Genomic DNA, 24,666 nt, shown 5'->3' with positions numbered 1-24,666 from the left:
GGGTGTCTCTTAAGGTTAGGCATTATCCGGCCAGATATGAAAAATCCCACAGGCATGCCGGGCACGCCTGTGGGATCGATTCACCGCCGACTGTTACTTGATGCGCTGACCCGGCTTGGCGCCGCTGTCCGGGCTCAGCAGGTAAATCTCTTCACCGCCGGGGCCGGCTGCCATCACCATGCCTTCGGAGATACCGAACTTCATTTTCCGTGGCTTGAGGTTGGCGATCATCATGGTCAGGCGACCGTCGAGCTTGGACGGATCCGGATAAGCGCTCTTGATTCCGGAGAACACGTTGCGTTGTTCGTCACCGATATCCAGTGTCAGGCGCAGAAGCTTGTCGGCACCTTCCACGTGTTCGGCTTTGACGATCAGTGCGACGCGCAGGTCGATCGCGGCAAAGGCGTCGAAGTCGATTTCCGGCGACAGCGGATCCTTGGCCAGTTCGCCATTGCCGGCTGGGGCGGCGCCGGTGTCGGTCTGGCTGGCGGTCAGGTCTTCTTTCGAGGCGTCGCTCATGGCTTGCACTTTTACCGGGTCGATGCGGGTCATCAACGGCTTGAATTCGTTGAGCTGGTGGTTGGCCAGCAAGGTGGTGTGGTCGTTCCAGGTCAGCGGGGCGACGTTGAGGAACGCCTCGGCATCGGCGGCCAGCAGCGGCAGCACCGGTTTGAGGAAGATCACCAGTTGGCGGAACAGGTTGATGGCGGTGGCGCAGATCGCCTGGACTTCATCCTGCTTGCCTTCCTGTTTGTTCAACGACCACGGCGCCTTGTCGGCGATCCAGGCGTTGGCGCGGTCGGCCAGGGCCATGGTTTCGCGCATGGCACGGGCAAAGTCGCGGGCTTCGTAAGCATCGGCAATGCTCGGGGCGGCAGCGAGGAACGCCTCGGTCAGCTCTGGCGCGGCATTGTTGTCGACCAGCAGGCCGGCGTTACCTTTCTGGATGAACCCGGCGCAACGGCTGGCGATGTTGACCACTTTGCCGACCAGGTCGGAGTTGACCTTCTGCACGAAGTCTTCGAGGTTCAGGTCAAGGTCATCGACACCACGGCCCAGTTTGGCCGCGTAGTAGTAGCGCAGGTATTCCGGCGACAGGTGATCGAGGTAGGTGCGGGCCTTGATGAAGGTGCCACGGGACTTGGACATCTTCTGGCCGTTGACGGTCAGGTAGCCGTGCACGTTGATGCCGGTCGGCTTGCGGTAGCCCGCGCCTTCAAGCATTGCTGGCCAGAACAGTGCGTGGAAATTGACGATGTCCTTGCCGATGAAGTGGTACAGCTCGGCGGTGGAATCCTTGGCCCAGAACGCATCGAAGTCCAGCTCCGGCGTGCGGTCGCAGAGGTTCTTGAAGCTGGCCATGTAGCCGATTGGCGCGTCCAGCCACACGTAGAAATACTTGCCTGGCTCGCCCGGAATCTCGAAACCGAAGTACGGCGCATCGCGGGAGATGTCCCACTGTTGCAGGCCGGCGTCCAGCCATTCGGCGATCTTGTTGGCGACAGCGTCCTGCAGGGTGCCGCTGCGGGTCCAGGTCTGCAGCATTTGCTGGAAGTCTGGCAGTTTGAAGAAGAAGTGCTGGGAATCCTTGAGCACCGGGGTGGCGCCAGAGATTGCCGACTTCGGATCCTTCAGGTCGGTCGGTGCATAGGTCGCACCGCATTTTTCGCAGTTGTCGCCGTACTGGTCTTCAGTGCCGCATTTCGGGCAGGTGCCCTTGATGAAACGGTCGGCCAGGAACATTTTCTTTTCCGGGTCGAAATACTGGGTGATCGAGCGTTGGGCGATGTGCCCGGCGTCACGCAGCTTGATGTAGATCTGGCTCGACAGCTCACGGTTTTCTTCGGCGTGAGTGGAGTGGAAGTTGTCGAAATCGACCAGGAACTCGGCAAAGTCGGCGCTGTGTTCAGCCTGCACGTTGGCGATCAGTTGTTCCGGGCTGATGCCTTCCTTTTCCGCGCGCAGCATGATCGCCGAACCGTGGGCGTCGTCGGCGCAGACATAAATGCATTGATTGCCGCGATGCTTCTGGAAGCGCACCCACATATCGGTCTGGATATATTCCAGCATATGGCCAAGGTGAATCGAACCGTTGGCGTAGGGCAGGGCGCTGGTGACGAGGATCTTGCGTGGTTCGGACATGTGGGGCTTCGCTACTTGATGAAACGGAGGTCGGCCACTATAAAGCGCCGAGCAAGATATTTCACCCCTGCAAATCGTTGCCGGGCGTGCCGTCCGGAGGATAGAAGGGGTAGGATACCCGCCATCTTTTCCCAGTCTTGTTATCGGAGTTGCCCATGAGCGCCGTCACTCGCGCAGCGGTGGAAGCCGTCCTCAGCCAATACACCGACCCTTACCTGAACCAGGACCCGGTCAGCGCCGGTTGCGTGAAAAACATCGAGATCGTCGGTGACCGCGTCAACGTGCAGCTGGAAATCGGTTACGCCGCCGGTCTGTTCAAGAGCGGCTGGGCGCAATTACTGCAACTGGCCATCGAAAACCTCGATGGCGTGGTGATCGCCAAGGTTGAAGTGAACAGTGTTATCGCTGCGCACAAGGCGCAGGCGCAGATTCCGGGGCTGGCCAATGTCAAGAACGTGGTTGCCGTGGCGTCCGGCAAGGGCGGTGTAGGCAAGTCGACCACCGCCGCCAACCTCGCGCTGGCCCTGGCCCGTGAAGGCGCCAAAGTGGGGATTCTCGACGCCGATATCTACGGCCCGAGCCAAGGCATCATGTTCGGTATTCCCGAGCGCACCCGCCCCGAGGTCAAGGATCAGAAGTGGTTTGTGCCGCTCAAGGCCCATGGCGTCGAAGTCATGTCGATGGCCTTTCTGACCGACGACAACACGCCGATGGTCTGGCGCGGGCCGATGGTCTCCGGCGCACTGCTGCAACTGGTCACGCAAACCGCGTGGGGCGATCTGGACTATCTGGTTATCGACATGCCGCCAGGCACCGGCGACATCCAGCTGACCCTGGCGCAGAAAGTCCCGGTGGCGGGTGCGGTGATCGTCACCACGCCACAGGATTTGGCCCTGCTCGACGCGCGCAAAGGCGTGGAAATGTTCCGCAAGGTCAACATTCCGGTGCTGGGCGTGGTGGAAAACATGGCCGTGCACATCTGCTCGAACTGCGGGCATGCCGAGCATCTGTTCGGTGAGGGCGGTGGTGAAAAACTGGCGACCCAGTACGGCGTAGAGCTGCTGGCATCGCTGCCGCTGTCGATGCTGATCCGCGAACAGGCCGACGGCGGCAAGCCAACGGTGATCGCCGAGCCGGACAGCCAGATTGCCATGGTCTATCAGGAACTGGCCCGCCACGTCGGCGCGCGCATTGTGTTGCAGGAAGCGGCGACACCGGCGATGCCGAATATCACCATCAGCGACGATTGATGCATCCGCAACACCGATAACCCTGTGGGAGCGAGCTTGCTCGCGAAAGCGGAGTGTCATTCAACCTATCAGTTGTCTGATACGACGCCTTCGTCGGAACGCCGCCCGGAGCAAGCTCGCTCCCACATTGGTTCTTTATTGCCAGTTAGATCCGCAACCCGCCATCCATCTCCAGGATCCGGCCGGTGTAATAGTCGTTTTCGAAGATATACGCCGCCGAGTGGGCGATCTCTTCCGGCTTGCCCATGCGCTTGAGCGGAATCCCCGAGGTCATCTTCTCCAGCGCTTCCGGCTTCATGCCCAGGGTCATCTCGGTTTCGATGAAGCCCGGCGCAATGCCCGCCACGCGAATGCCGTAACGCGCCAGCTCTTTGGCCCAGGTCACTGTCGCTGCAGCAACACCGGCCTTGGCCGCCGAATAGTTGGTCTGGCCAACGTTACCGGCACGCGAGATCGACGAAATATTGATGATTGCGCCGCTGGTCTTCAGCTCGACCATTTTCGCCGCCACCTCACGGGTGCACAGGAACACGCCGGTCAGGTTGACGTCGATCACTGCCTGCCACTGTGCCAGGCTCATCTTGGTCATTTCGCCGTCCTTGACCTTGAGCAGCAGGCCATCACGCAGGATCCCGGCGTTGTTGATCAAGCCATGGATCGCGCCGAAATCAGCGGCGACCTGCGCTACCATGTGCTCGACCTGCTCCTCATTGGCGACGTTGCACAGATAGCTGCGCGCCTCGACGCCCTTGGCCTTGCAAGCCGCGACCGCGTCGTCGAGCTTTTCCTGATTGAGGTCGACCAGCGCGAGCTTCGCGCCTTTGCCGGCGAAATACTCGGCCATCGAACGGCCCAAACCCTGGCAACCGCCAGTGATAATGATTACTTTGTCGTTGAGTTGCATTCGCATGCCCCGATAGCAGGTCTGAGTAGTTTTTGTTTTCAGCGACTCTCGATCTGCCCCGGCCGTGGCCGGGATGCACATCAGAATTGCCCGCTGGCGTGACGGGGACTTGATCCCGGGCGCCTGTCCGTTTTTTCGACGGATTCTATTTAAGGAGTCATAAATTGAGCGTTGAAGTGGCGAAGAATGCCCGAGAATTGCTTCTCAAGGAATACCGTGGAGTGCTGTCGACCCACTCCAAATCGATGCCCGGTTTTCCCTTTGGCTCCGTAGTGCCTTACTGCCTGGACGAGCAGGGTCGGCCGCTGATCCTGATCAGCCGCATCGCCCAGCACACCCACAACCTGCAAAAAGACCCGAAGTGCTCGATGCTCGTCGGCGAGCGTGAGGCCGATGATGTGCAAGCCGTTGGTCGCCTGACCTATCTGGCCGAAGCGCAAAAGCTCGAAGACGTAGCTGCCATCGAAGCTGCCGCCGAGCGTTACTACCGCTATTTCCCCGATTCGCAGAACTACCACAAGGCCCACGATTTCGATTTCTGGGTACTGAACCCGGTGCGTCACCGCTACATCGGCGGTTTCGGCGCGATTCACTGGGTCGATCAACTGACCCTGGCCAACCCGTTCGCCGGCAAGGCCGAAATCAGCATGGTCGAGCACATGAACAGCGACCATGCCAAAGCCATCGCGCATTACGTTGACCTCGCCGGCCTGCCGAAAACCGCGCAGGCGCAACTGGCCGGGATCGACACCGAAGGCATGCACCTGCGCATCGGTCAGGCGCTGTACTGGTTGCCGTTCCCGGCGCCTTGTAATACGCCGACACAAGTGCGCGAGGCCCTGGTTTCATTGGCTCATGCCGAGGTCTGGGCAAAAAATGCAGTGGCCGATGCTTGAATTCACGAAAGGGCGACGTCATCTAAGGCTTACTGCAAGGCATTTCTTGCGTTGAGGAAACTTTGATGCGCCCTTTTCTGTTGCTCTTTCTGCTGTTTCCAGTGCTGGAGCTGTTCGTATTCGTCAAAGTGGCAGGGGCTATCGGGTTTTTCCCGGCCCTGCTGCTGATCATTGTCGGCTCGATGTTCGGCGTGTTTGTGCTGCGCGTCGCCGGTCTGGCCACGGCCCTGCGTGCCCGTGAAAGCCTGAACCGCGGCGAACTGCCCGCGCAAACCATGCTTGAAGGGCTGATGCTGGCATTGGCCGGAGGCCTGTTGATCCTGCCGGGCTTCATCAGCGACGTGGTCGGTCTGGTGATGCTGCTGCCATTCAGCCGCCGGTTGCTGGCGAACAAAATGCGTCAGCGCGCCGAAGAACAGGCTATGCGCCAGCGTGCGTTCGCCGACGACCTGCAACCCCGTGGCGGTCCTGCACCGCGTCAGCCGTTGGGCCGCGAGGGTGATGTGATCGAAGGCGAGTTCGAACACCGCGACACCAAGTAACGGCGATATCGACACGGCACCTTCGGGTGCCGTGTTCGTTTATGGGCCGCATTTATGCAGAACATCGGTGAAAAATTTTTCGCCTCGCCCTTGTAATAAGCTTATGCGCCCTTATGTATCGGTCACCGAAAGGTTTCTGGCATTTGCGCCAGTCAGTCTTCCGCGTCTCGCTCGACGAGGCGCAACCGGCGAAGGCCGGATTTGTTAAACCCGCCGGGAATACACCGGCCGATGAAAACCACAATTAGGAGAGATCGACAATGAAGCTTCGTCCTCTGCATGACCGCGTCGTTATCCGTCGCAGCGAAGAAGAAAAGAAAACCGCTGGCGGTATCGTCCTGCCAGGTTCGGCTGCTGAGAAAGCCAACCACGGTGTGATTCTCGCTGTAGGCCCGGGCAAAGCTCTGGAAAACGGCGAAGTGCGCGCACTGTCCGTGAAGGAAGGCGACAAGGTTGTGTTCGGTCCTTACTCCGGCAGCAACACTGTGAAAGTCGACGGCGAAGACCTGTTGGTAATGAGCGAGAACGAAATCCTCGCTGTTATCGAAGGCTGATAACCCCGTTCATTTTCCCGCTACTACAAAGTATTTAAGGAATATCGATCATGGCTGCTAAAGAAGTTCTGTTTGGCGATTCCGCCCGTAAAAAAATGCTCAAGGGCGTCAACGTCCTGGCTGACGCAGTAAAAGCGACCCTGGGCCCGAAAGGCCGTAACGTGATCATCGAGAAGAGCTTCGGCGCTCCGACCATCACCAAGGACGGCGTTTCCGTCGCCAAAGAAATCGAACTCGACGACCGTTTCGAAAACATGGGCGCGCAGCTGGTCAAAGACGTTGCCTCCCGTGCCAACGATGACGCTGGTGACGGTACTACCACCGCTACCGTTCTGGCTCAGTCGATCGTCAACGAAGGCCTGAAAGCCGTCGCTGCCGGCATGAACCCGATGGACCTGAAGCGCGGTATCGACAAAGCGACCATCGCGATCGTCAAAGAGCTGAAGAACCTGTCCAAGCCATGCGCTGACACCAAGGCAATCGCTCAGGTCGGCACCATCTCCGCCAACTCCGACAGCTCCATCGGCGACATCATTGCCGAAGCCATGGAAAAAGTCGGTAAAGAAGGCGTGATCACCGTTGAAGAAGGCACTGGCCTGGAAAACGAACTGTCGGTTGTTGAAGGCATGCAGTTCGACCGTGGCTACCTGTCCCCGTACTTCGTCAACAAGCCAGAGACCATGGTTGCCGAGCTGGACAGCCCGCTGATCCTGCTGGTCGACAAAAAGATCTCGAACATCCGCGAAATGTTGCCAGTGCTGGAAGCCGTTGCCAAAGCCGGCCGTCCACTGCTGATCGTTTCCGAAGACGTTGAAGGCGAAGCCCTGGCGACTCTGGTTGTGAACAACATGCGTGGCATCGTTAAAGTCGCAGCCGTCAAGGCGCCAGGCTTCGGCGACCGTCGCAAGGCCATGCTGCAGGACATCGCTGTTCTGACCGGCGGTACCGTTATCTCCGAAGAGATCGGCCTGAGCCTGGAAGCCGCTACCCTGGAAAACCTCGGTAGCGCCAAGCGTGTGACCATCTCCAAGGAAAACACCATCATCGTTGACGGTGCTGGCGTTGAAGCTGACATCCAGGCGCGTATCACTCAGATTCGTGCCCAGGCTGCCGAAACTTCCTCGGACTACGACCGTGAAAAACTGCAAGAGCGTCTGGCCAAGCTGTCCGGCGGCGTTGCAGTGATCAAGGTTGGCGCTGGTTCCGAAGTTGAAATGAAAGAGAAGAAAGCCCGCGTTGAAGACGCCCTGCACGCAACTCGTGCAGCCGTTGAAGAAGGCGTGGTACCTGGCGGTGGCGTTGCGCTGATCCGCGCTCTGCAAACCCTGAACGACCTGAAAGGCGACAACGCTGATCAGGACGTTGGTATCGCTGTTCTGCGCCGCGCTGTTGAAGCTCCGCTGCGTCAGATCGCTGCCAACAGCGGTGACGAACCAAGCGTTGTGGTCAACGAAGTCAAGAACGGCAAAGGTAACTTCGGTTACAACGCTGCAACTGGCGAATACGGCGACATGATCGAAATGGGCATCCTGGACCCAACCAAGGTGACTCGTTCCGCTCTGCAAGCTGCATCGTCGATCGGCGGTCTGATCCTGACCACTGAAGCGGCAGTAGCTGACGCGCCGAAGAAAGACGGCGCGGCTGGCGGCGGTATGCCAGACATGGGCGGCATGGGTGGCATGGGCGGCATGATGTAAGCCAGCCTTGTCCCTGTAACGCAAAAACCCCGCTGACGAAAGTCCGCGGGGTTTTTTATTGCCCAAATTTCAGCTTCACACCAATTCCCTGTGGGAGCGAGCCTGCTCGCGAAGGCGTCGGATCAACCAGCATTAATGTTGAATGACACACCGCATTCGCGAGCAGGCTCGCTCCCACAATTGGATCTATATTTCAGGCACTGACCGGTTGTGCCTTGATGATGGCCTCGGTTTTCACCGCCGGGCGATACAGCACCCAGTAATACGACCCCAGACAAATCAGCCAGCAGAAAATCGCCGTCCACACGTTGTGCGAGAAGAAGTGTGCACCCTGCATCATCCGGCTGATAGAAAATACCGAACCCAGCGCAAAGGCAAAGATAAAGGCCTGACGCGCCAGACGCGGACGGCGATCACGCAGGACAAAGAACAGCGCAAACAGAGTGAACCCCGTCGCCGCATGGCCACCGGGCCAGCAACGCCCGGGCTTGTCGGTCTGCGGGCGATGCTCCATCAACTTGCTGTAGGTTTCATGACCACCGAATTGTTCCAGGCTCCACGGGCACTGGACGGCTGTCACGGCTTTGACCGGAGTGACGAACGAAGTGGCAAGACCCAGCGACAGCACCAGACAGCCCAGCTCACGCTTGAATGGCTTCAGTCTGGCGATAAAAAACGAGCCGATAAAACCCAGTACCGCAAACACCGAGAAACCGATCACCACCTGTTTGGCACGGTCGTGAAGGATGTCTTCAAGGAAAAAGCTGTGACGGCCAATGAAGTCACCGGCAACTGGATCGTAGAACAACCGCGCCAGCACCATGTCCAGGTCGGTCATTTCCAGCAGAATCAGGCTTATCGCCGCGATGATTGGAATTCCCAGATACAGCCACAGATTCAGCGGGCGAGGGGTGGGGCGTACAACACTTGATGACATGTTGGTTCCTGAATAAAAGAACACGCCCCGGGGCATCAGCCCGGGGCGCTTCGATTAACGTTCGCTGACTTGCGGAGCACCCTCCTTGGGTGCTTTCCAGCCAAGCAGCTGTTGCTTGAAGCCATAACTGGCGGTTTGGTAATAGGTGATGGCGCGGCTGATCAGCGGATCATCGCTGGTTGCGCGGGATTCGCGGCTCTCGGTCAGCGCATCGTCATGCCGGCGCAAGCCTTGGCGCGGACTGAGGATCGCCAGATCCTTGCCGTCGAACAGGCCCAGATGCTGGTAGTTGCCGACCACGACGCGCGGTGGCAGCGGGTTGTCCTGCAACAGGTTGCGACCGAAGAACGTCGATTGGTAATCCATGTTCAACAAGCCCAGCAGCGTCGGCGCCAGATCGATCTGGCTGGCCAGTTCGCCATTCTCGCGAGGCTCGACCAACTTCGGTGCATAGATGAACAGCGGGATCTGATAGTTGGCGATCGGCAAGTCTTCCTTGCCGGCACTGCCCGCCGTGTGATCGGCAACGAAGATGAAGATCGTGTTGTCGAACCACGGTTTCTGCCGTGCCTGTTCAAGGAACTGGCCAATCGCATAGTCGGTGTATTTCACCGCGCCATCGCGACCATTACCGGACTTGATGTCGATCCGGTCGTCCGGGTAGGTGTAAGGGCGGTGGTTGGAGGTGGTCATCAACTGCAGCAAGAACGGCTGCTGTTTGTCGTAATCGGCATCGGCTAGCTTCAGGGTCTGCTTGTACAGATCCTCGTCGGCCATGCCCCAGGCGTTCTTGAAGTGAATCTCTGCTTCGTCAACGCTGCTCTGGTCGACAACGCGATAACCGTTGCCACTGAAGAACGCGTTCATGTTGTCGAAGTAACCGCGTCCGCCGTAGACAAACACGCTGTCGTAGCCGACTGCGCTCAGTTGCTGACCGAGACTGGCGAAGCCGCTTTCACGGCCGATGCGCTTGACGATCGAACGGCCCGGGGTCGGAGGAATGGCCAGCGTGATAGCTTCCAGACCACGGTCCGTGCGAGTGCCGGTGGCGTAGAAGTTATTGAAGTACAGGCTCTGTTTGCGCAAGGCATCCAGATTCGGTGTCAGGTCACGTTTGTCGCCATTGCTGCCAAGGTACTTGGCGCTGAGGCTTTCGATGGTCACAAGTACGATGTTCGGTTTACGCGGGGTGCCGGGATTATCGATCATCCGGCGAATGTCTTGCGGATCCCGGCTGATGAACTGCGCATTGGGTTCATTCAGTTCGGCACGAATCTGCTGGGCGACTTTTTCCGGCGCCAGGCTGCCGTAAAACTGCGTGTAGTCCAGTTCGTTGTTCCGGAACGCGGCGAAGAACTGATAAGGACCGTTGCTCGCCAGTTCATTCTGATAGGCGTTGCCGCCCTGGGCGCGGGGCGCATCCTGACTAAGCAACTGCAGGCTCAGGCCGGCGACCACCAGCAACGCCAGCGCATTGAGCAAACGCCCACGCAACGGCGGCAGTGGAGCATCCAGCGCAGCATTGAACGGCTTGCGCAGGGCGAAGCTGAGAGCGACGGCCAGTAGCGCGAGGATGCTCAGCAGCGTGCCGATCGGGTATGACTCCAGCACGTTGTTCAGCACTTCGTCGGAATACACGAGGTAGTCGACGGCGATGAAGTTGAAGCGCACACCGAACTCGTCCCAGAACAGCCACTCGGCCACCGAGACGAACAGCATGGCGAACAGACTGACGGTCAGCAGCCCTTGCAGGAACCAGCGATGACCACGGCGACGCCACAGCGCCGGCGGGCACAGCAACAGGTACAGGCCCATTGGCAATGCGGCGTAGGCGAGGAAACCCAGGTCATACAACAGACCGATTCCAAATACGGAAAGCGCAATGCCGCCGGCCTCATCAAGGTGAGTCAGCAGCAGGACGGTTCGGGTCAGGAAGAACAGCACCAGCCAGACGCCAGTGACCAACAGCAGAAGGCGCATGGGCGCCGTCTTGAAAAAGTCCATTGTCTACATTCCTTATATCTAATGGCGCGAGAGTCTCGCGTTGTCACTGTAGTCAGGTTGTGAACCGATAGTGAAAAACTCGTTAAGGTTTGAATTTGCTTGAGAGAGTCGATTTACGAGGCTTTCAGCCCTAGCCCTGAGGTGGCGATGGCCTTAAGCTGCGCGAGCCATGACGGCCGTTACTGTGTACGGAGGAGTGCCCATGCGAATTCTATTGGTTGAAGACAACCGCGATATCCTCGCCAATCTGGCTGATTACCTGGGGCTCAAAGGCTATACCGTCGATTGCGCCCAGGACGGTCTGTCAGGCCTGCATCTGGCGGCCACCGAGCATTACGACCTGATCGTCCTCGACATCATGCTGCCCGGCATCGATGGCTACACCCTGTGCAAACGCCTGCGTGAAGACGCCCGTCGTGACACGCCGGTGATCATGCTCACTGCCCGCGACCAGCTCGACGACCGTTTGCAGGGCTTCAAGTCCGGCGCCGACGATTACCTGGTCAAACCCTTTGCCTTGTCCGAACTGGCCGCGCGCGTCGAAGCGGTGATGCGGCGTACCCAGGGTGGCGGACGCCGGGCGTTGCAGGTCGGTGATCTGAGTTATGACCTCGATACACTGGAAGTGACCCGTGAAGGCAAGTTTCTCAAGCTCAACCCGGTCGGCCTCAAGCTGCTGGCGGTGTTGATGCAGAAGAGCCCGCACGTGCTGCGCCGGGAAATTCTCGAAGAGGCGCTGTGGGGGGATGATTGTCCGGACAGCGACAGCTTGCGCAGCCACGTGCACCAATTGCGTCAGGTGATCGACAAACCGTTCGCCAAACCACTGCTGCACACCGTGCACGGCGTCGGTTATCGCTTGGCCGAGGGGCGTGATGGAGTTTAAGCAAAGCCTTTCCCAGCGGATCATCATTGCCTTTGCACTGATGAGCGCACTGGTGGCAGGCGCCTTTGCCATGGGAATCGTCGCGACCGTGCACCTTGTGGAAGAAAAACTGATTTCGGCGGGGCTGGGCGGCGATTTGCAGCGCCTGCTGCTGATGGACAACGTCTCGGACTGGAGCCATCGCCCAGAGCCGGATCAGTTGTTCTATTTCAGCGGTGGCCCGGGGGATTTCGAACTGCCCAAGGATCTACGTCACCTCGATGCGGGTTTCCATGAAGTGTTCCGCGAGCAGCTGTCGTATCACGCGATGGTCGAGATTGTCGACGGTCGGCGCTATGTGCTGCTGCAGGATCAAAGCGATTTCGAAGAGCGTGAGCGCGTGCTGTTTGCCGTGGTGCTGGTGGGCTTTGTGCTCAGTCTGGCGCTGGCGGTGTTCCTCGGCTGGGTGCTGGCGCGCAAGGTGATGGCACCGGTGGTGCGGCTGGCCCGGCAAGTGCGCCATCGCGACCAGTTGCTCGGCTTGGCACCGCCGCTGGCGCCGGATTATGCGGCAGACGAAGTCGGCGAGCTGGCGGTGGCGTTCGATGCCACGCTGGGACGCCTGCGTCAGGCGCTGACCCGTGAAAGATTGTTCACCAGCGATGTCAGTCACGAATTGCGCACGCCGTTGATGGTGCTGGCCAGCTCTTGCGAACTGCTGATGGAAAACCCGGCCATCGATCAGCGCGGGCGCAATCAGGTCGAGCGCATTGCCCGGGCCAGTGAGGAAATGCGCGAACTGGTGCAGACCTTCCTGATGCTCGCCCGCTCCCAGCGCGAAGATGCCGGTTCGGCGCCGCAACAGCATCTTGCCCAAGTGGCGGACAGTCTGTTGTGCGTGTGGCGTGAGCCGATCGAAAGCAAAGGGTTGACCTTGCAGTTCGAGCCGGGCAATCCACCGACCACCTGCTACAACGCAACGTTGTTGACCGCGGTGATGGGCAACCTGTTGCGCAACGCTTGCCACTACACCGAGAAGGGCTTTATTCGCCTGACGCTCAACGGCAACGGTTTCGTTGTGGAGGACTCCGGTGTCGGCATTCCGGAAGAAAAACGCGAAGCCATGTTCGAGCCTTTCGTACGTGGCAGCGAGAAACGCGGCGAAGGTCTGGGGCTGGGGTTATCACTGGTTCAGCGGATCTGCGAGAACCAGGGCTGGACCGTCAGCTTGAGCACGATGGAGCCCAATGGCTGCCGCTTCGAGGTAGATCTGGGCAAAATCTGACGCACGGAGTGGCTCAATGCTACTCCCTCCTTCCTGTCTAAATCCTGTATAACGCTGTAATAATTTGTCTGTTTACCGGACATTTTTTTCACAAATGGATGACCTGACGCTGACACGCTGCTCCTTAAGGTGGTGACATCAGCAATTCAGGAGTCCAGGTGATGGCCGGTCCGATCAAACTCGATTTTTCCGAGAAGTACGACGATCAACATGCGCAGAAATACCTGCGCAAGCACAAAGAAAGCCTTGGACGTCGTCTCTCCCACTGGCGTGACGAACAACTGGCCCGCAAGGCGCTGGCGTTGGTCGGTGAGCCAGGGCTGGTGCTGGATCTGCCTTGTGGTGCCGGGCGGTTCTGGCCATTGCTGGGTGAAAAGACCAACCGGGTGATCATTGGCGCGGACAATTCCGAGTCGATGATCGCGACGGCCATGCAGGCGCAACCGGCCGATGTGGTGAAACGGGTACAACCCTTGCACACATCTGCCTTCGACATTGCCTTGCCTGACAACGCCGTCGACAGCATTTTCTGCATGCGTCTGCTTCACCACATCGGTGAAGCCGAGCATCGCCGGGCAATTCTGCGCGAATTCGAGCGCGTTACCCGGGACAGTGTGATCGTTTCGCTGTGGGTTGATGGCAATTTCAAAGCATGGAAACGCCAGCGAGCCGAGCGCAACCGTGACAAACGCGAGTATCAGAATCGCTTTGTGTTACCGGCCGTTACGGTGGAAAAGGAGTTCGAGCAGGCAGGTTTTCGGATTCAGGAACAACTGGACTTTATTCCGCTCTACGCCATGTGGCGGGTTTACGTATTACGCAAGAGGTAACAGGATGGCAGTGCAATTGGCAGCAGAAACGGAAGTCGCTTCGCAAGATCGCTTTGACTATTACTGGAACCAGCGCGGCGAGTGGGTGGAAGAGCCCAACGTTCGACGCGGCGGGGAAAGTGGCGTGCAGAGGGTCGTGGGGCGCGATGGACAACTGCTGTACGCCAAGCGCCAGACGGGTCATATCTATCGCAGCTGGTTGCACCCTTTTGGCCGTCCCACTGTTTTGCGTGAGCTCGACGCGCTGACCGGCGTCAGCAAGCTCGGTGTGCGCGTGCCGGAAATCGTTTTCTGCGGCGCCCAGCCTGATCCGCAGCACAAATGGCGCGCGCTGCTGGTGACCAAGTCCCTGGACGGTTTCCAGGAACTGGAACATTGGCTGGCGGCTGCCGGCGGTCGCGATCAGTGTGGCGATGGGGTTTATGAGCGTGTGCTCAAGGACCTCGCCGAAAACCTGGCGCGCATGCACAAGGGCCGTTGGCAGCATAGCTGCATCTACATCAAACACGTGTTTGTGCGGGTGACGGGTGAAGGCGAGTCGGCCAAGGTCGAGGTCGCTTTGATCGATCTGGAGAAGTGCCGCCAGCGTCTGACCGCCTATCGTGCCGCTTCCCACGACATGAAGCAATTGCGCCGCCATTCGTCGTTCCGCGACGCGGACTGGAAAAAACTCGTCTACTTTTATGAGACGGCGTTTGGCAGCGCTATCAAAGGTTTATAGCGATGAAACTAGAAATTGCACGAGGTTTGTTTTTGGTTGGAGCCTTGGCAGTTGCGTCATTGGCGGTGGCTGCCTGGGAGCAGCCCCGCATGCAGGTGGTTGGCGCGTCGGTAGACGACGCCCACTGCGCAGTCCCACGGGTGGCAAAAGCCTCCGTGGCGACCCAACCCGATCATGATTTGTTGTTGTTCATGTTCGGACTTTCCCAAGGGATGAGGCCGCAGAGTTGATTCGATTGAAGCCAATATAAAAGGCCTCGCAGATGCGAGGCCTTTTTTTATGCGCGGATTTTATGGATGCACGCCGACCAATGTGGGAGCGAGCCTGCTCGCGAAGGCGGTCTGTCAGTTAATACTTATGGTGCCTGACACACCGCCTTCGCGAGCAGGCTCGCTCCCACAGGGTTATGCGGTTGGCTTGGGATCGGGTTTCGCCAGCAGGGTGTAAACGCATGGCAGCACAAACAGCGTAAACAACGTGCCGATCGACATCCCCGTGGCAATCACCATGCCGATATCAAAACGGCTGACCGCTCCGGCCCCCGTGGCCAGAATCAACGGCACCATGCCAAACACCATCGCCGCCGTGGTCATCAGCACCGGCCGCAAGCGAATAGCCGCCGCTTCCTCAACGGCTTCGCGCGCCGTCAGGCCTTTGTCCTTGCGTAACTGGTTGGCGAACTCGACGATGAGGATGCCGTGTTTACTGATCAGACCGATCAGTGTCACCAGCCCGACCTGGGTGTAAATGTTCATGCTCGACCAGCCGAGGAACAATGGAATCAACGCCCCGCAGATCGACAACGGCACCGTCACCAGAATCACCAGCGGATCGCGGAAGCTCTCGAACTGCGCCGCCAGCACCAGAAAGATGATCGCCAGGGCCAGGGCAAACGTCACCCACAACGCGCTGCCTTCCTGGACGAACTGGCGTGAGGCGCCGCCATAGTCGAAGGCAAACCCGGCTGGCGCTTCTTCCCGGGCGATCTGCAGCACGGTATCGATGGCTTCACCCATGCTCACCAGCGGAAAACCGGAAATCTTCGCCGCGTTGAGTTGCTGGAACTGGTTGAGTTGTCGCGGTCGCGCGCGGTCACTGACTTTGATCAGCGTCGACAATGGCAGCAATTCGCCCTGGGTGTTTTTCACGTAGTAATTGTTCAGCCAGTCCGGATTGTCGCGATAGGGCCGTTCAACCTGGGCAATTACCTTGTAGCTGCGGCCTTCAATGGTGAAACGGTTGATTTCCGCCTCACCCAGCAGTGTCGCCAGCGTGCCGCCCAAGTCCTGCATCGACACGCCCATCTGCGCCGCTTTGGCGCGGTCGATATCGACTACCACTTCCGGTTTGTCGAACGCCAGATCAAGGTCGACGAAGGCAAACTTGCCCGACTCCATGGCGCGCTTCTTGATCCGGTCGGCGACTTGCAGCAGCAGCTCGTAGTCGTTGGCGGTATTGACCACGAACTCGAACGGCAGACCTTCGCCGGTGCCGGGCAGGGAGGGCAGGTTGAAACCGAAGATCTGCAAGCCCGGAATGCCTTCGAGTTTGCCTTGCACCTCGGGGAGGATTGCCATCTGTGTGCGGCTGCGTTCGTTCCATGGCTTGAGCAGGAAGCCGCCGATGCCCGCCTGTACACCGTTGTAGCCGTTGATCTGGAACGAGGAGTAGTACTCCGGGAATTGCTTGAAGATCTTGATGAATTCGTCGGTGTAGGTGCTCAGGTAATCGAGATTGGTCGGCTGCGGGGCGGTGGCCATCATGAAAATGATGCCCTGGTCCTCATCCGGCGCCAGCTCCGATTTGGTGAACTTGAGGAACACCGGGATCAGGCACAGCACGATCACCGCAAACACCAACACCACCGGCCGTGTGTCCAGCGTGCCGTGCAGCATGCTCTGGTAGCGGCGCTTGAGGCTGTCGAAGATGCGGTCGAGACGATGGGCGAGGCCGCTGGGGTTCTGTTCGTGGCGCAGCAAAAACGCGCACATCATCGGCGACAGGGTCAGGGCGACGATCCCGGAAATCACCACCGCACCGGCGAGGGTCAGCGCGAACTCCTTGAACAGCGCCCCGGTCAGTCCGGTGAGGAAACCGATCGGCGCGTACACTGCCGCCAGCGTAATGGTCATCGACACCACCGGCATGGCGATTTCCCGTGCGCCTTCAAGGGCGGCATCAAACGGCGTCTTGCCTTCCTCGATGTGCCGGTGGATGTTTTCCACCACGACAATCGCATCGTCGACCACCAGACCGATGGCCAGCACCATTGCCAGCAGCGTCAGCAGGTTCATCGAGTAGCCCATCATCTGCATGAAGAACATCACGCCGATCATCGACAGCGGAATGGTCACCACCGGGATCACCACCGAACGCAGTGCGCCGAGGAACAGGAACACCACGACGATGACGATCAGCACCGCTTCGAACAGGGTTTTCACCACTTCATCGATCGAGGCCTGAATAAACAGCGTGGCGTCGTAGGCGATGTCGCTTTTCAGGTTCGGTGGCAGTTGCGCTTCCAACTCGGGCATCAGCTTGCGCACTTCCTTGATCACGTCCAGCGGGTTTGCGCCGGGTGTCGCCTTGATGCCGATGTACACCGACGGCGTGCCGCCGAACGAGCTGATCGAGTCGTAGTTTTCCGCGCCCATTTCCACCCGCGCGACATCGCTGAGCAGCACCCGGCTGTCGCCACTGACCTTGAGCGGAATGGCCGCAAACGCCTCGGCGGATTTCAGTTCGGTGTTGGCGTTGATGCTGGTGACCACGTACTCGCCTTTCACTTCGCCGGCAGCGGAGAGGAAGTTGTACTGGCGCACGGCGTTGGTCACATCGCTAGCGCTTAGGCCGAAACCGGCGAGTTTCACCGGGTCGAGCCACAGGCGCATGGCGAACACCTGATTGCCGAGAATCTCCGCTTCGGCCATGCCCGGCAACGTTGCCAGTTTCGGCTGGATCACCCGTGACAGGTAGTCGGTAATCTGCGGGTTGCTCAGATCCTTGCTGAAGAAACTGATGTACATCAGCGCCGAAGCGTCGGCGGATTCCTTGCTCAGCACCGGATCTTCGGCGTCCTGCGGCAATTTGTTTTTCACCTCGTTGGCCTTGGCCAGCAATTCGGTGAACAAACGGTCGGTGTTGGAACCGATACGCGCGTAGATCGAAATCACCGAGAAGTTCTGCCGGCTGACCGAGGTCATGTAGTCGATGCCCTCGGCGCTGGCCAGACTTTGCTGCATCGGCTGGGTGATATAGCCCTGAATGGTTTCGGCGTTGGCCCCGGGGTAAGCGGTGGTCACCGTGATCAGGGCGTTTTCCATTTGCGGGTATTGGCGCAGCGGCAACTTGCTCCAGGCCTGAAAGCCCAGTAGCACAATCAACAGGCTGACCACGGTGGCGAGCACCGGGCGGCGGATGAACGGATCGGTAAAAGCCATGGGGATTCCTTGATCAGTCAGCGCGAGGCGGACTGTTCTGCTCGCCGAGGGTCTTGTCGTCGCTGATGGCAATGTGTGCACCGTTGTCCAGTTTGATCTGGCCGGCCGTTACCACTTGTTCGCCGCTCTGCACGCCCTTGTTGATCATCACCACGCCGTCGCGGCGTTCACCGGTTTCGATGAAGCGGCGTTCGGCGATCAGTACTGGTTGGCCTTTGTCGTCTTTCTCGACGCTGCCGTCCTCGGCTTTCTTCTGCCCGACCACGTAGATCGAGTTGCCGTAGAGGGTGTAGGTGATCGCGCTTTCCGGTACCACGACGTGTTTTTGCGGATCGGGCAGCAGCACTTCAAGGCTGGTAAACATGCCCGGCAACAATTTGCCATCGGAGTTAGCCAGCGTGGCGCGGATCAGAATGTTGCGCGTGCTGCTTTCAACGATCGGGTTGATTGCGCTGATCTTGCCGGCGAAGTTTTGCTTGGGATAGGCGGCAACCGTGATTTGCACCGGTTGACCGATGGCCAGTTTCGGCACTGATTGTTCGGGCAGGTAGAAGTCGGCGTAGAGGCTGCTCAAGTCCTGCAACGTGGCAATTTTGGTGCCGCTGGCAAGGTAGTCGCCGACGTCGACCTGACGGATACCAATAGTGCCGCTGAACGGCGCGAGGATGCGTTTTTTTGCCAGCGAAGCGTTGAGCTGATTGACCGTGGCCTTGTTCTTTTGCAGCACGGCGGAGAGGCGGTCGTATTCGCCTTTGGAGATCGCGCGGCTGTCGACCAGTTGCGCGCCACGGCCGAAATCCAGTTGCGCCAGACCGAGGTCGGCTTTGGCGGTTTCCAGCAGGGCGGTTTCGACGGCGCTGTCGAGTTGCAGCAGCGGCTGCCCGGCCTTGACCTTCTGTCCGGATTCGAATTTGAGCTCGGTGACGGTGCCGGCCACTTCCAGGCTCAGCTCGACACCTTGCAGCGCCTTGAGCGTGCCGACGGTGGGCAGGCGCAGCTGCCACGGCTGTTCGGTCGCATTGGCCACGGCGACACTGATCGGCGGCTTCGGCTTGGAAAAGCCCTGGATCATCGTATAGATCGAAAAGGCTTTGTACCCGCCCAGTACCAGGACGATCAGCAAAACAACACCCAACATGATCAGCATGCGGCGACGCAGCATATTTCCAGTTCCTTGGATAAATCAGGTGAGACAGGCGGGCACATTACTCCGAGTGCAGGGGGGATTCCAACTGGCAGTTCTTACAGGTGAAGAAAAGGGTGAGGGAGACAAAAATCCCCTCACCCTTGAGGTAGTGATGGCAGATGAAGCGGGCGGCTTATGCCATCAGATGCAGATGGTTGTCCCAGAGCCCCGCCGGCAATTCCAGCGGCTTGGCCAACAACTCATCCTGACGGCAATCGTAGTATCGGCAACGGCCCTGACCCGAGGTCACGACAAAACCGTCCTTCACTGCCCCGACACCGGCGCAATCCGGCAACGGCGCATCGAGGCGCACTTCGCCGCTGTCCAGATCCCAGATAAAGAAACGGTTGCCACGCGGCGCCGTCAGCGCGACCAGACGCAAATCACTGTGCACGGCGACGCTGGCGGTGTAATGCCCCATCGACTGCAACTGATGCTCCGGCACCGGAAACGCCACGAACGGCTGACCCGGACGCTTGATTGCCAACAGCTCCGAACGCTCATGCGACGCGCCCATGAACTGCTGACCGGCGACGATGGTGCCGTCACTGGCGATGCCAAGATGGCGCACGCTGTTCATCTGCTGGGCGAGGGTTTCCTTGCTCAGCAAAGTACCGTCGCGCTGCATCAGCACCAGGCTCGGCTCCATGGCGTTGAGGTTCATGTCGACACGGCTTTCCGCCTCGGTACGAATCCCGCCGTTGGCCACCACCAGGGTCTCGCCGTCGGGCATCCATGACACCTGATGCGGGCCGAGACCGTGGGTGGAAATCTCACCGCTGTGCACCAGCCGCTCGCCTTCGAACTTGTACACGCCGAGCAATCCACGGCCAGGATCGGTCGTGTCGTTCTCGGTGGCGTACAGGTATTCGCCGTCCTTGTGCACCACGGCGTGGCCATAGAAGTGCCGGTTCGGCTGCGAGGTTACGGTTTGCAACAGCGTGCCGTCGCGCAGGTCGATCAGATAGCTTTCAGTGCCCGGACGCCGCGCGACGAACAGCGCAATCGGCTGCGTCGGATGGTTGATGATGTCGTGGCAGCGCTGGCCGACTTCGGTGGCGAACACCTGCTTGCCGTCCAGGCGATAACCGACGGCGTAATGCTTGCCGTCGGTGTCGTCGCGCGCCGACAGCAACAGCGGGCTCTGATCCTTGCGTTTGAACAGCGTCCAGCCGCCCAGCGTCACTGCTCCCAGCAGTGCACTACCTAAAGTCAGAACCTGACGTCGCAGCATGGCACTTGCCCTCATCAGTCACCGTCGTTGGCGTTGAAGCCCAGTTGGATGCCCAGCGCCTTGGCCAGCTCGCCTTCGTGCAGGCGATGGACGACGTTGAGGCTGTCGTAGATGTCGTTCAGTTGCTGACGACCGGCGTCGTCTTCAAGCATCTCGCCGAGCGAGCGCTGGGTGCTGTCGAACAGTTTCAGCGAGGCGGCATAAGCGGCGTCGATCTTGTCGGCCAATGGCTTTTGCTCAGCCGGCAACAAACCGCGCAGGCCTTTGTTGTCGACGCCTTCCCACACGGTTTTGGCGGCGGCGAGGCTGGCTTCCAGCGCGGTCAGGGACGACTGGCTGCGCCATGCATCGGCCTGGAACGGCTGTGGCACGCCCTTGCTCTGACGGCCCATTGGCGTGCCGAGTTTTTTCTTCAGGGTGTCCAGCGCGGTGACTTGCACACGCAACAGATCGGCGATCGCTTCGTGGGAGTCGGCATAGCGCTGGTTGGGGAACTTGGTCATCTGCGCGAGCATGCCGTCGGTGTTGTTCCAGTTCTGCAGAATCTCTTCAGCCAGTTGCTTCTGACGCTCGCCGATGGCGATCAGCAGTGGGCAGTATTTGGCTTTCTGATCGGCGTTGGCCACGTCAGGCTTGGCGTCGAACAGGATGTACTCGTAAGCCGACAGGCCTTGCACCACGACGCTCGATTTGGCCAGTGCGGCGGCATCGATCTGCGGCTGCGCGACGACCAACTGCTCGACCTGACGGCCGACGAGGTTCTTCTTGTCCGGCCAGAACTGCACCTGCCACGAACGGTTGCCCTCGGCCAATGGGCCGATCAACAGCGGTTGCAGCTCAGCCCAGGCTTTTTGCGCGTGCAGGAAGTCGGCACGGGCAGTCTCCAGGGTTTCTTTGCCCTGGCAGTAGGCGAGGGCACTGACGGCCAGTTGCTTGTCGGCTTCGACCCAGCGGGTATAAGTCGGCAGGATCACCGATTTGGCGATGGCCGCCGAAGTGACCGCTTGCGGATCCTGCGGCGAGCAGGCGCCGAGGGCGAGCGCGGCAAGGCTGGTGAACAGTAGCTTGGGACGGAACATGTCGGGCTCCCGATTTTTTATCAGTGTTTAAAGTGAGTTCAAAAACGCCAGCAACGCGGCGCGCTGCTCGGCATTGAAAGACAAAACCTGTTGCTGTGCGGCTTGCGCTTCGCCGCCATGCCAAAGCACTGCTTCGAGCAGATTGCGTGCGCGACCGTCATGCAAAAACTGCGTGTGTCCGCTGACCGCTTGCGTCAGGCCGATCCCCCACAACGGCGGTGTGCGCCAGTCGCGGCCGGAGGCCTGGAATTCCGTGCGGTTGTCGGCCAGGCCGTCGCCCATGTCATGCAACAGCAGATCGCTGTACGGGCGAATCACCTGATTGGCCAGTTCAGGTTCGGCCGCGTTGGCGGCGGTGGTGTATTTCGGGGTGTGGCAGGAATCGCAGCCAGCCTGGAAGAACAGGTTCTTGCCGGCGATGACGTCTGCATCGTTAACGCCACGGCGCGCAGGTACGGCGAGGTTGCGGCTGTAGAACAGCACCAGCCGCAGAATGTTATCGCTGACTTCCGGTTCACCGTCCGGGCCATTGCCGTTCGGCGCCTGTTTGCAGGCGGTTTGCGCGTCGGTGCAGTCATCGAAGGGTCTCAGGCTGGTCGTGAGGCCCATGTCACCGGAAAACGCGTGAACATTCTGTTGATTGAGGTTTGGTTGGCCGGCTTTCCAGCCAAATCGGCCCATGACGGTTTTTTGCAGTTCGTCATCCCAGACCTGATTGGGGCGGCCATTGATGCCTTTGTTGTCTTTGGCCTGTGCGGCAGCGTTGGCGAGGATCGCTTCTTCGGGGATCGCTTCGAGCAGGCCGAGGCCAATCATCGGCGGTGCGACGCGTGCCGAGAACCGCGTGTCCGGGTGCATCGGGCCGTAGCCCAGTTGCGTGATCTGCAAGACAGGTTTGCGCAATTCGACTTCGGTGCCGTCCTTGAAACGAATCGGCACTGGCGTGTAATCGACGCGCACCTTGCCTTCCGGGGCGACGCCGGGCACGGCCATGTCCTGGAACTGCCCGCCGTAGACCGGCTCCGGCACCACGCCGACTTGCTCGATGAGCCGGGCATACTCCGGCGCATCGGGAATCGACAGCCTGACCAGCATCGACACCGCGTTGGCCGCATCGGGCGTTGGCGGGTGACCGCGACCGTCCTTGATGTGGCAGTTCTGGCAGGCGTTCGTGTTGAACAGCGGGCCGAGACCATCGCGCGCCGTGGTGGTCGACGGCGCGATCACCCACGGGCTGCGGAAGAAACTGTTACCGACGCTGAAGTCCACCCGCCGCGACGGCGGCAGATTCGCCGAAGGCAGCGAGAACGCATTCTGATCAGTCTTGCGCACGGTCGCCGCGCCACCCGAACGCGCTTCACCGGGCTCGGCCTTGGTGAAACGCGGGGCGTCATCGCAGGCACTCAGGCCCAGGGCCAGAAACAGTGCGGACAAGCGAAGAGGCAGCGAGGGCATCAGACATCCTGCGGACGGGCGAAAATAAAGGCGCAAAGTCTAACAGGGCCGGGGGGTTTGAATAAGAGGAATTATCGTTTGCTTGATTTGTGGCAGGGTTTCACCCGAGGACCGAGTCGCCCCTATCGCTGGCAAGCCAGCTCCCACAGGATTTTGGGTGCTTGCAAAATTTGTGTACGCCACCGATCACTGTGGGAGCTGGCTTGCCAGCGATGGGGCCATCAGCATCACCACAGAAAGCAGACATGAAAAAGGCGACCCGAAAGTCGCCTTTTTTTGATGCGGACGCTGTGATCAGAACTCGTGATCAGCGTTGTCCGGGTTCAGGTCGCTGATGCCCAGTTTACCGGCGGCGGCTTCGATCGAGCCGGTCTGCTTGACCAAGGAAGCGATGGCGTCGCGAACGATCTGGTTACCAGCGGTGTTGCCGGCCGCGATCAACTGGTCGTAGTGCTCACCCTTGTTGGCGTGATCGACCATGACCTGGATCTTGGCTTCGGTGGCAGCCAGATCGGCTTTCAGTGCGGTGTCGGCAGCCGGGTCAGCCTTGGCGACCAGCGACGACAGGCTGGCGCCGGTCAGCTTGGTGCCGTCAACACGGGTGTACTCGCCCAGATAGACGTTACGAATGCCTTTGGCATCGTAGAAGTGCGAGTTGTGCGTGTTGTCGCTGAAGCAATCCTGCTCGTCTTCAGGAGAGTTGGCTTCCAGGGAAACCTTCATGCGCTCGCCCGCCAGTTCGCCCAGCGACAGGCTGCCCATGCCGAAGAGCATTTTGCGCAGACCGGTTTCGCCCGGCTCGGCTTCCAGAGTGGCGCGGTAGTTGTCAGCCACGTTCGGCTTCCAGTTACCGACCATTTCTTCGAGGTCGCTGACCAGCAGTTGGGTCACGGATTTCAGGTAGGCACGACGACGATCGTTGTGACCGCCAGTGGCGCCGGCGCCTTCCAGGTAATCGGAGGCAGGACGGTTGCCAGCGCCAGGGCCGGTACCGTTGAGGTCCTGGCCCCACAGCAGGAATTCAATCGCGTGGTAGCCGGTAGCAACGTTGGCTTCGGAACCGCCCAGCTCATTGAGGCTGGCGAGTTTTTCCGGGGTGATGTCTTTGACGTCGACCTTGTCTTCGCCGACTTGAACTTCGGTGTTGGCGATGATGTTGGCGGTGGCGCCCGGGTTACCCAGTGCGTGCTCGTAGGATTTGTCGACGTAGTCGATCAGACCTTCGTCCAGTGGCCAGGCGTTAACCTGACCTTCCCAATCATCGATGATGGTGTTGCCGAAGCGGAACACTTCGCTCTGCAAGTACGGAACGCGCGCGGCGACCCAGGCAGCCTTGGCGGCTTTCAGGGTGTCGGCGTTCGGCTTGGCGAGGAAGGCGTCAACGGCGGTCTGCAGGGTTTTCGCGGTGGATTCGGCATCGCTGTAAACGGCGAAGACCATGTCGGCGTAGTGCGCGACCACAGCCTTGGCGGCGGCTTCATCGACTTTACCGGCAGCGGCAGGAGCAGCCGCGGGTGCGGTGGTGCTGGCGGCTGGCGTCGGTGCGGCCGGAGCGGAGGCCTTGTCTTTTCCTTCGCCGCAACCGGCGAGGGAAATAGCGATGGCCAGCAGACTGGCGGTAGCCAGAGGCATACGAATCATGGCG

At 59.7% G+C, this 24,666-nt stretch carries 20 protein-coding genes and 1 pseudogene; 11 read left to right on the top strand and 10 right to left on the bottom strand.

Annotated elements, in window-relative coordinates:
* Window positions 1-93: 93 nt before the first annotated feature.
* Window positions 94-2,142: a methionine--tRNA ligase gene (gene metG / locus ACZ0A4_RS17670; protein WP_463575765.1), complete on the bottom strand. Its 2,049-nt coding sequence runs from the start codon at window positions 2,140-2,142 to the stop codon at window positions 94-96.
* Window positions 2,143-2,297: 155 nt separating this feature from the next.
* Between metG and apbC the strand changes: the two genes are divergently transcribed.
* Window positions 2,298-3,392, top strand: a complete 1,095-nt coding sequence (gene apbC / locus ACZ0A4_RS17665; RefSeq protein ID WP_008079385.1) for an iron-sulfur cluster carrier protein ApbC — start codon at window positions 2,298-2,300, stop codon at window positions 3,390-3,392.
* A gap of 145 nt (window positions 3,393-3,537) precedes the next feature.
* Here apbC and ACZ0A4_RS17660 read toward each other — a convergent pair whose 3' ends face one another.
* Window positions 3,538-4,296 (bottom strand): SDR family oxidoreductase, encoded by a 759-nt coding sequence (locus ACZ0A4_RS17660; protein ID WP_064391936.1) that lies wholly within the window; start codon window positions 4,294-4,296, stop codon window positions 3,538-3,540.
* Between the two features lie 164 nt (window positions 4,297-4,460).
* Here ACZ0A4_RS17660 and ACZ0A4_RS17655 point away from each other — a divergent pair, with 164 nt between their 5' ends.
* The 5 genes and pseudogenes from ACZ0A4_RS17655 to ACZ0A4_RS17635 form a co-directional block, all read left to right on the top strand.
* Window positions 4,461-5,192 (top strand): HugZ family pyridoxamine 5'-phosphate oxidase, encoded by a 732-nt coding sequence (locus ACZ0A4_RS17655; RefSeq protein ID WP_463575764.1) that lies wholly within the window; start codon window positions 4,461-4,463, stop codon window positions 5,190-5,192.
* Window positions 5,193-5,257: 65 nt separating this feature from the next.
* On the top strand, window positions 5,258-5,734 hold the full coding sequence (locus tag ACZ0A4_RS17650) for an FxsA family protein (RefSeq protein ID WP_129395309.1): 477 nt from the start codon (window positions 5,258-5,260) through the stop codon (window positions 5,732-5,734).
* 260 nt (window positions 5,735-5,994) lie between these two features.
* Window positions 5,995-6,288: a co-chaperone GroES gene (locus ACZ0A4_RS17645; RefSeq protein WP_007916610.1), complete on the top strand. Its 294-nt coding sequence runs from the start codon at window positions 5,995-5,997 to the stop codon at window positions 6,286-6,288.
* A gap of 50 nt (window positions 6,289-6,338) precedes the next feature.
* Window positions 6,339-7,985 carry a chaperonin GroEL gene (gene groL, locus ACZ0A4_RS17640; protein WP_141128463.1) on the top strand — a complete coding sequence of 549 codons (1,647 nt, stop codon included), beginning with the start codon at window positions 6,339-6,341 and terminating at the stop codon, window positions 7,983-7,985.
* A 57-nt stretch (window positions 7,986-8,042) separates the two neighbouring features.
* Window positions 8,043-8,168: pseudogene (locus tag ACZ0A4_RS17635) on the top strand (metal ABC transporter ATP-binding protein); the annotation flags it as partial.
* A gap of 10 nt (window positions 8,169-8,178) precedes the next feature.
* Here the strand turns inward: ACZ0A4_RS17635 and ACZ0A4_RS17630 are convergent.
* Window positions 8,179-8,922: a phosphatase PAP2 family protein gene (locus tag ACZ0A4_RS17630; protein ID WP_463575763.1), complete on the bottom strand. Its 744-nt coding sequence runs from the start codon at window positions 8,920-8,922 to the stop codon at window positions 8,179-8,181.
* 54 nt (window positions 8,923-8,976) lie between these two features.
* Window positions 8,977-10,926, bottom strand: coding sequence for an LTA synthase family protein (locus tag ACZ0A4_RS17625; RefSeq protein ID WP_463575762.1), 1,950 nt, complete (start codon window positions 10,924-10,926; stop codon window positions 8,977-8,979).
* Between the two features lie 202 nt (window positions 10,927-11,128).
* Between ACZ0A4_RS17625 and colR the strand changes: the two genes are divergently transcribed.
* From colR to ACZ0A4_RS17600, 5 genes are all read left to right on the top strand, one after another.
* Window positions 11,129-11,812, top strand: coding sequence for a two-component system response regulator ColR (colR, locus tag ACZ0A4_RS17620; RefSeq protein ID WP_016986673.1), 684 nt, complete (start codon window positions 11,129-11,131; stop codon window positions 11,810-11,812).
* The gene (locus tag ACZ0A4_RS17615; RefSeq protein ID WP_463575760.1) at window positions 11,802-13,076 is read left to right on the top strand and encodes a sensor histidine kinase; all 1,275 of its coding nucleotides are present in this window, start codon (window positions 11,802-11,804) and stop codon (window positions 13,074-13,076) included. The genes colR and ACZ0A4_RS17615 overlap by 11 nt, the downstream gene beginning before the upstream one ends.
* A gap of 161 nt (window positions 13,077-13,237) precedes the next feature.
* The gene (locus ACZ0A4_RS17610; protein WP_463575759.1) at window positions 13,238-13,906 is read left to right on the top strand and encodes a class I SAM-dependent methyltransferase; all 669 of its coding nucleotides are present in this window, start codon (window positions 13,238-13,240) and stop codon (window positions 13,904-13,906) included.
* A 4-nt stretch (window positions 13,907-13,910) separates the two neighbouring features.
* Entirely contained in the window at window positions 13,911-14,627 is a 717-nt protein-coding gene (locus tag ACZ0A4_RS17605; RefSeq protein WP_150729713.1) for a lipopolysaccharide kinase InaA family protein, read from the top strand.
* 2 nt (window positions 14,628-14,629) lie between these two features.
* Complete coding sequence (locus ACZ0A4_RS17600; protein WP_038369054.1) at window positions 14,630-14,857, top strand: hypothetical protein; 228 nt, start codon at window positions 14,630-14,632, stop codon at window positions 14,855-14,857.
* 174 nt (window positions 14,858-15,031) lie between these two features.
* Here ACZ0A4_RS17600 and ACZ0A4_RS17595 read toward each other — a convergent pair whose 3' ends face one another.
* From ACZ0A4_RS17595 to ACZ0A4_RS17570, 6 genes are all read right to left on the bottom strand, one after another.
* Window positions 15,032-18,067, bottom strand: a complete 3,036-nt coding sequence (locus tag ACZ0A4_RS17595; protein ID WP_463575757.1) for a multidrug efflux RND transporter permease subunit — start codon at window positions 18,065-18,067, stop codon at window positions 15,032-15,034.
* Between the two features lie 13 nt (window positions 18,068-18,080).
* The gene (locus ACZ0A4_RS17590) at window positions 18,081-19,229 is read right to left on the bottom strand and encodes an efflux RND transporter periplasmic adaptor subunit (RefSeq protein ID WP_463575755.1); all 1,149 of its coding nucleotides are present in this window, start codon (window positions 19,227-19,229) and stop codon (window positions 18,081-18,083) included.
* 157 nt (window positions 19,230-19,386) lie between these two features.
* Complete coding sequence (locus tag ACZ0A4_RS17585; protein ID WP_463575754.1) at window positions 19,387-20,487, bottom strand: DUF1513 domain-containing protein; 1,101 nt, start codon at window positions 20,485-20,487, stop codon at window positions 19,387-19,389.
* Window positions 20,488-20,501: 14 nt separating this feature from the next.
* The gene (locus tag ACZ0A4_RS17580) at window positions 20,502-21,566 is read right to left on the bottom strand and encodes an imelysin family protein (RefSeq protein WP_454562935.1); all 1,065 of its coding nucleotides are present in this window, start codon (window positions 21,564-21,566) and stop codon (window positions 20,502-20,504) included.
* A 27-nt stretch (window positions 21,567-21,593) separates the two neighbouring features.
* A complete protein-coding gene (locus tag ACZ0A4_RS17575; protein ID WP_463575753.1) occupies window positions 21,594-23,021 on the bottom strand; it encodes a di-heme oxidoreductase family protein in 1,428 nt (475 codons plus the stop codon).
* A gap of 294 nt (window positions 23,022-23,315) precedes the next feature.
* Window positions 23,316-24,662 (bottom strand): imelysin family protein, encoded by a 1,347-nt coding sequence (locus ACZ0A4_RS17570; RefSeq protein WP_463575752.1) that lies wholly within the window; start codon window positions 24,660-24,662, stop codon window positions 23,316-23,318.
* Between the last annotated feature and the right edge of the window lie 4 nt (window positions 24,663-24,666).

The sequence above is a fragment of the Pseudomonas sp. AC172 genome (assembly GCF_979258595.1).
This window is presented reverse-complemented; position numbering and strand designations above follow the sequence as displayed.

Bases quoted from the DNA above. Each gene is read 5' to 3' on its own strand.
- metG (WP_463575765.1), bottom strand. From the start codon at position 2,142: ATGTCCGAACCACGCAAGATCCTCGTCACCAGCGCCCTGCCCTACGCC.
- apbC (WP_008079385.1), top strand. From the start codon at position 2,298: ATGAGCGCCGTCACTCGCGCAGCGGTGGAAGCCGTCCTCAGCCAATAC.
- ACZ0A4_RS17660 (WP_064391936.1), bottom strand. From the start codon at position 4,296: ATGCAACTCAACGACAAAGTAATCATTATCACTGGCGGTTGCCAGGGT.
- ACZ0A4_RS17650 (WP_129395309.1), top strand. From the start codon at position 5,258: ATGCGCCCTTTTCTGTTGCTCTTTCTGCTGTTTCCAGTGCTGGAGCTG.
- ACZ0A4_RS17645 (WP_007916610.1), top strand. From the start codon at position 5,995: ATGAAGCTTCGTCCTCTGCATGACCGCGTCGTTATCCGTCGCAGCGAA.
- groL (WP_141128463.1), top strand. From the start codon at position 6,339: ATGGCTGCTAAAGAAGTTCTGTTTGGCGATTCCGCCCGTAAAAAAATG.
- ACZ0A4_RS17630 (WP_463575763.1), bottom strand. From the start codon at position 8,922: ATGTCATCAAGTGTTGTACGCCCCACCCCTCGCCCGCTGAATCTGTGG.
- ACZ0A4_RS17625 (WP_463575762.1), bottom strand. From the start codon at position 10,926: ATGGACTTTTTCAAGACGGCGCCCATGCGCCTTCTGCTGTTGGTCACT.
- colR (WP_016986673.1), top strand. From the start codon at position 11,129: ATGCGAATTCTATTGGTTGAAGACAACCGCGATATCCTCGCCAATCTG.
- ACZ0A4_RS17615 (WP_463575760.1), top strand. From the start codon at position 11,802: ATGGAGTTTAAGCAAAGCCTTTCCCAGCGGATCATCATTGCCTTTGCA.
- ACZ0A4_RS17610 (WP_463575759.1), top strand. From the start codon at position 13,238: ATGGCCGGTCCGATCAAACTCGATTTTTCCGAGAAGTACGACGATCAA.
- ACZ0A4_RS17605 (WP_150729713.1), top strand. From the start codon at position 13,911: ATGGCAGTGCAATTGGCAGCAGAAACGGAAGTCGCTTCGCAAGATCGC.
- ACZ0A4_RS17600 (WP_038369054.1), top strand. From the start codon at position 14,630: ATGAAACTAGAAATTGCACGAGGTTTGTTTTTGGTTGGAGCCTTGGCA.
- ACZ0A4_RS17595 (WP_463575757.1), bottom strand. From the start codon at position 18,067: ATGGCTTTTACCGATCCGTTCATCCGCCGCCCGGTGCTCGCCACCGTG.
- ACZ0A4_RS17590 (WP_463575755.1), bottom strand. From the start codon at position 19,229: ATGCTGCGTCGCCGCATGCTGATCATGTTGGGTGTTGTTTTGCTGATC.
- ACZ0A4_RS17585 (WP_463575754.1), bottom strand. From the start codon at position 20,487: ATGCTGCGACGTCAGGTTCTGACTTTAGGTAGTGCACTGCTGGGAGCA.
- ACZ0A4_RS17580 (WP_454562935.1), bottom strand. From the start codon at position 21,566: ATGTTCCGTCCCAAGCTACTGTTCACCAGCCTTGCCGCGCTCGCCCTC.
- ACZ0A4_RS17575 (WP_463575753.1), bottom strand. From the start codon at position 23,021: ATGCCCTCGCTGCCTCTTCGCTTGTCCGCACTGTTTCTGGCCCTGGGC.
- ACZ0A4_RS17570 (WP_463575752.1), bottom strand. From the start codon at position 24,662: ATGATTCGTATGCCTCTGGCTACCGCCAGTCTGCTGGCCATCGCTATT.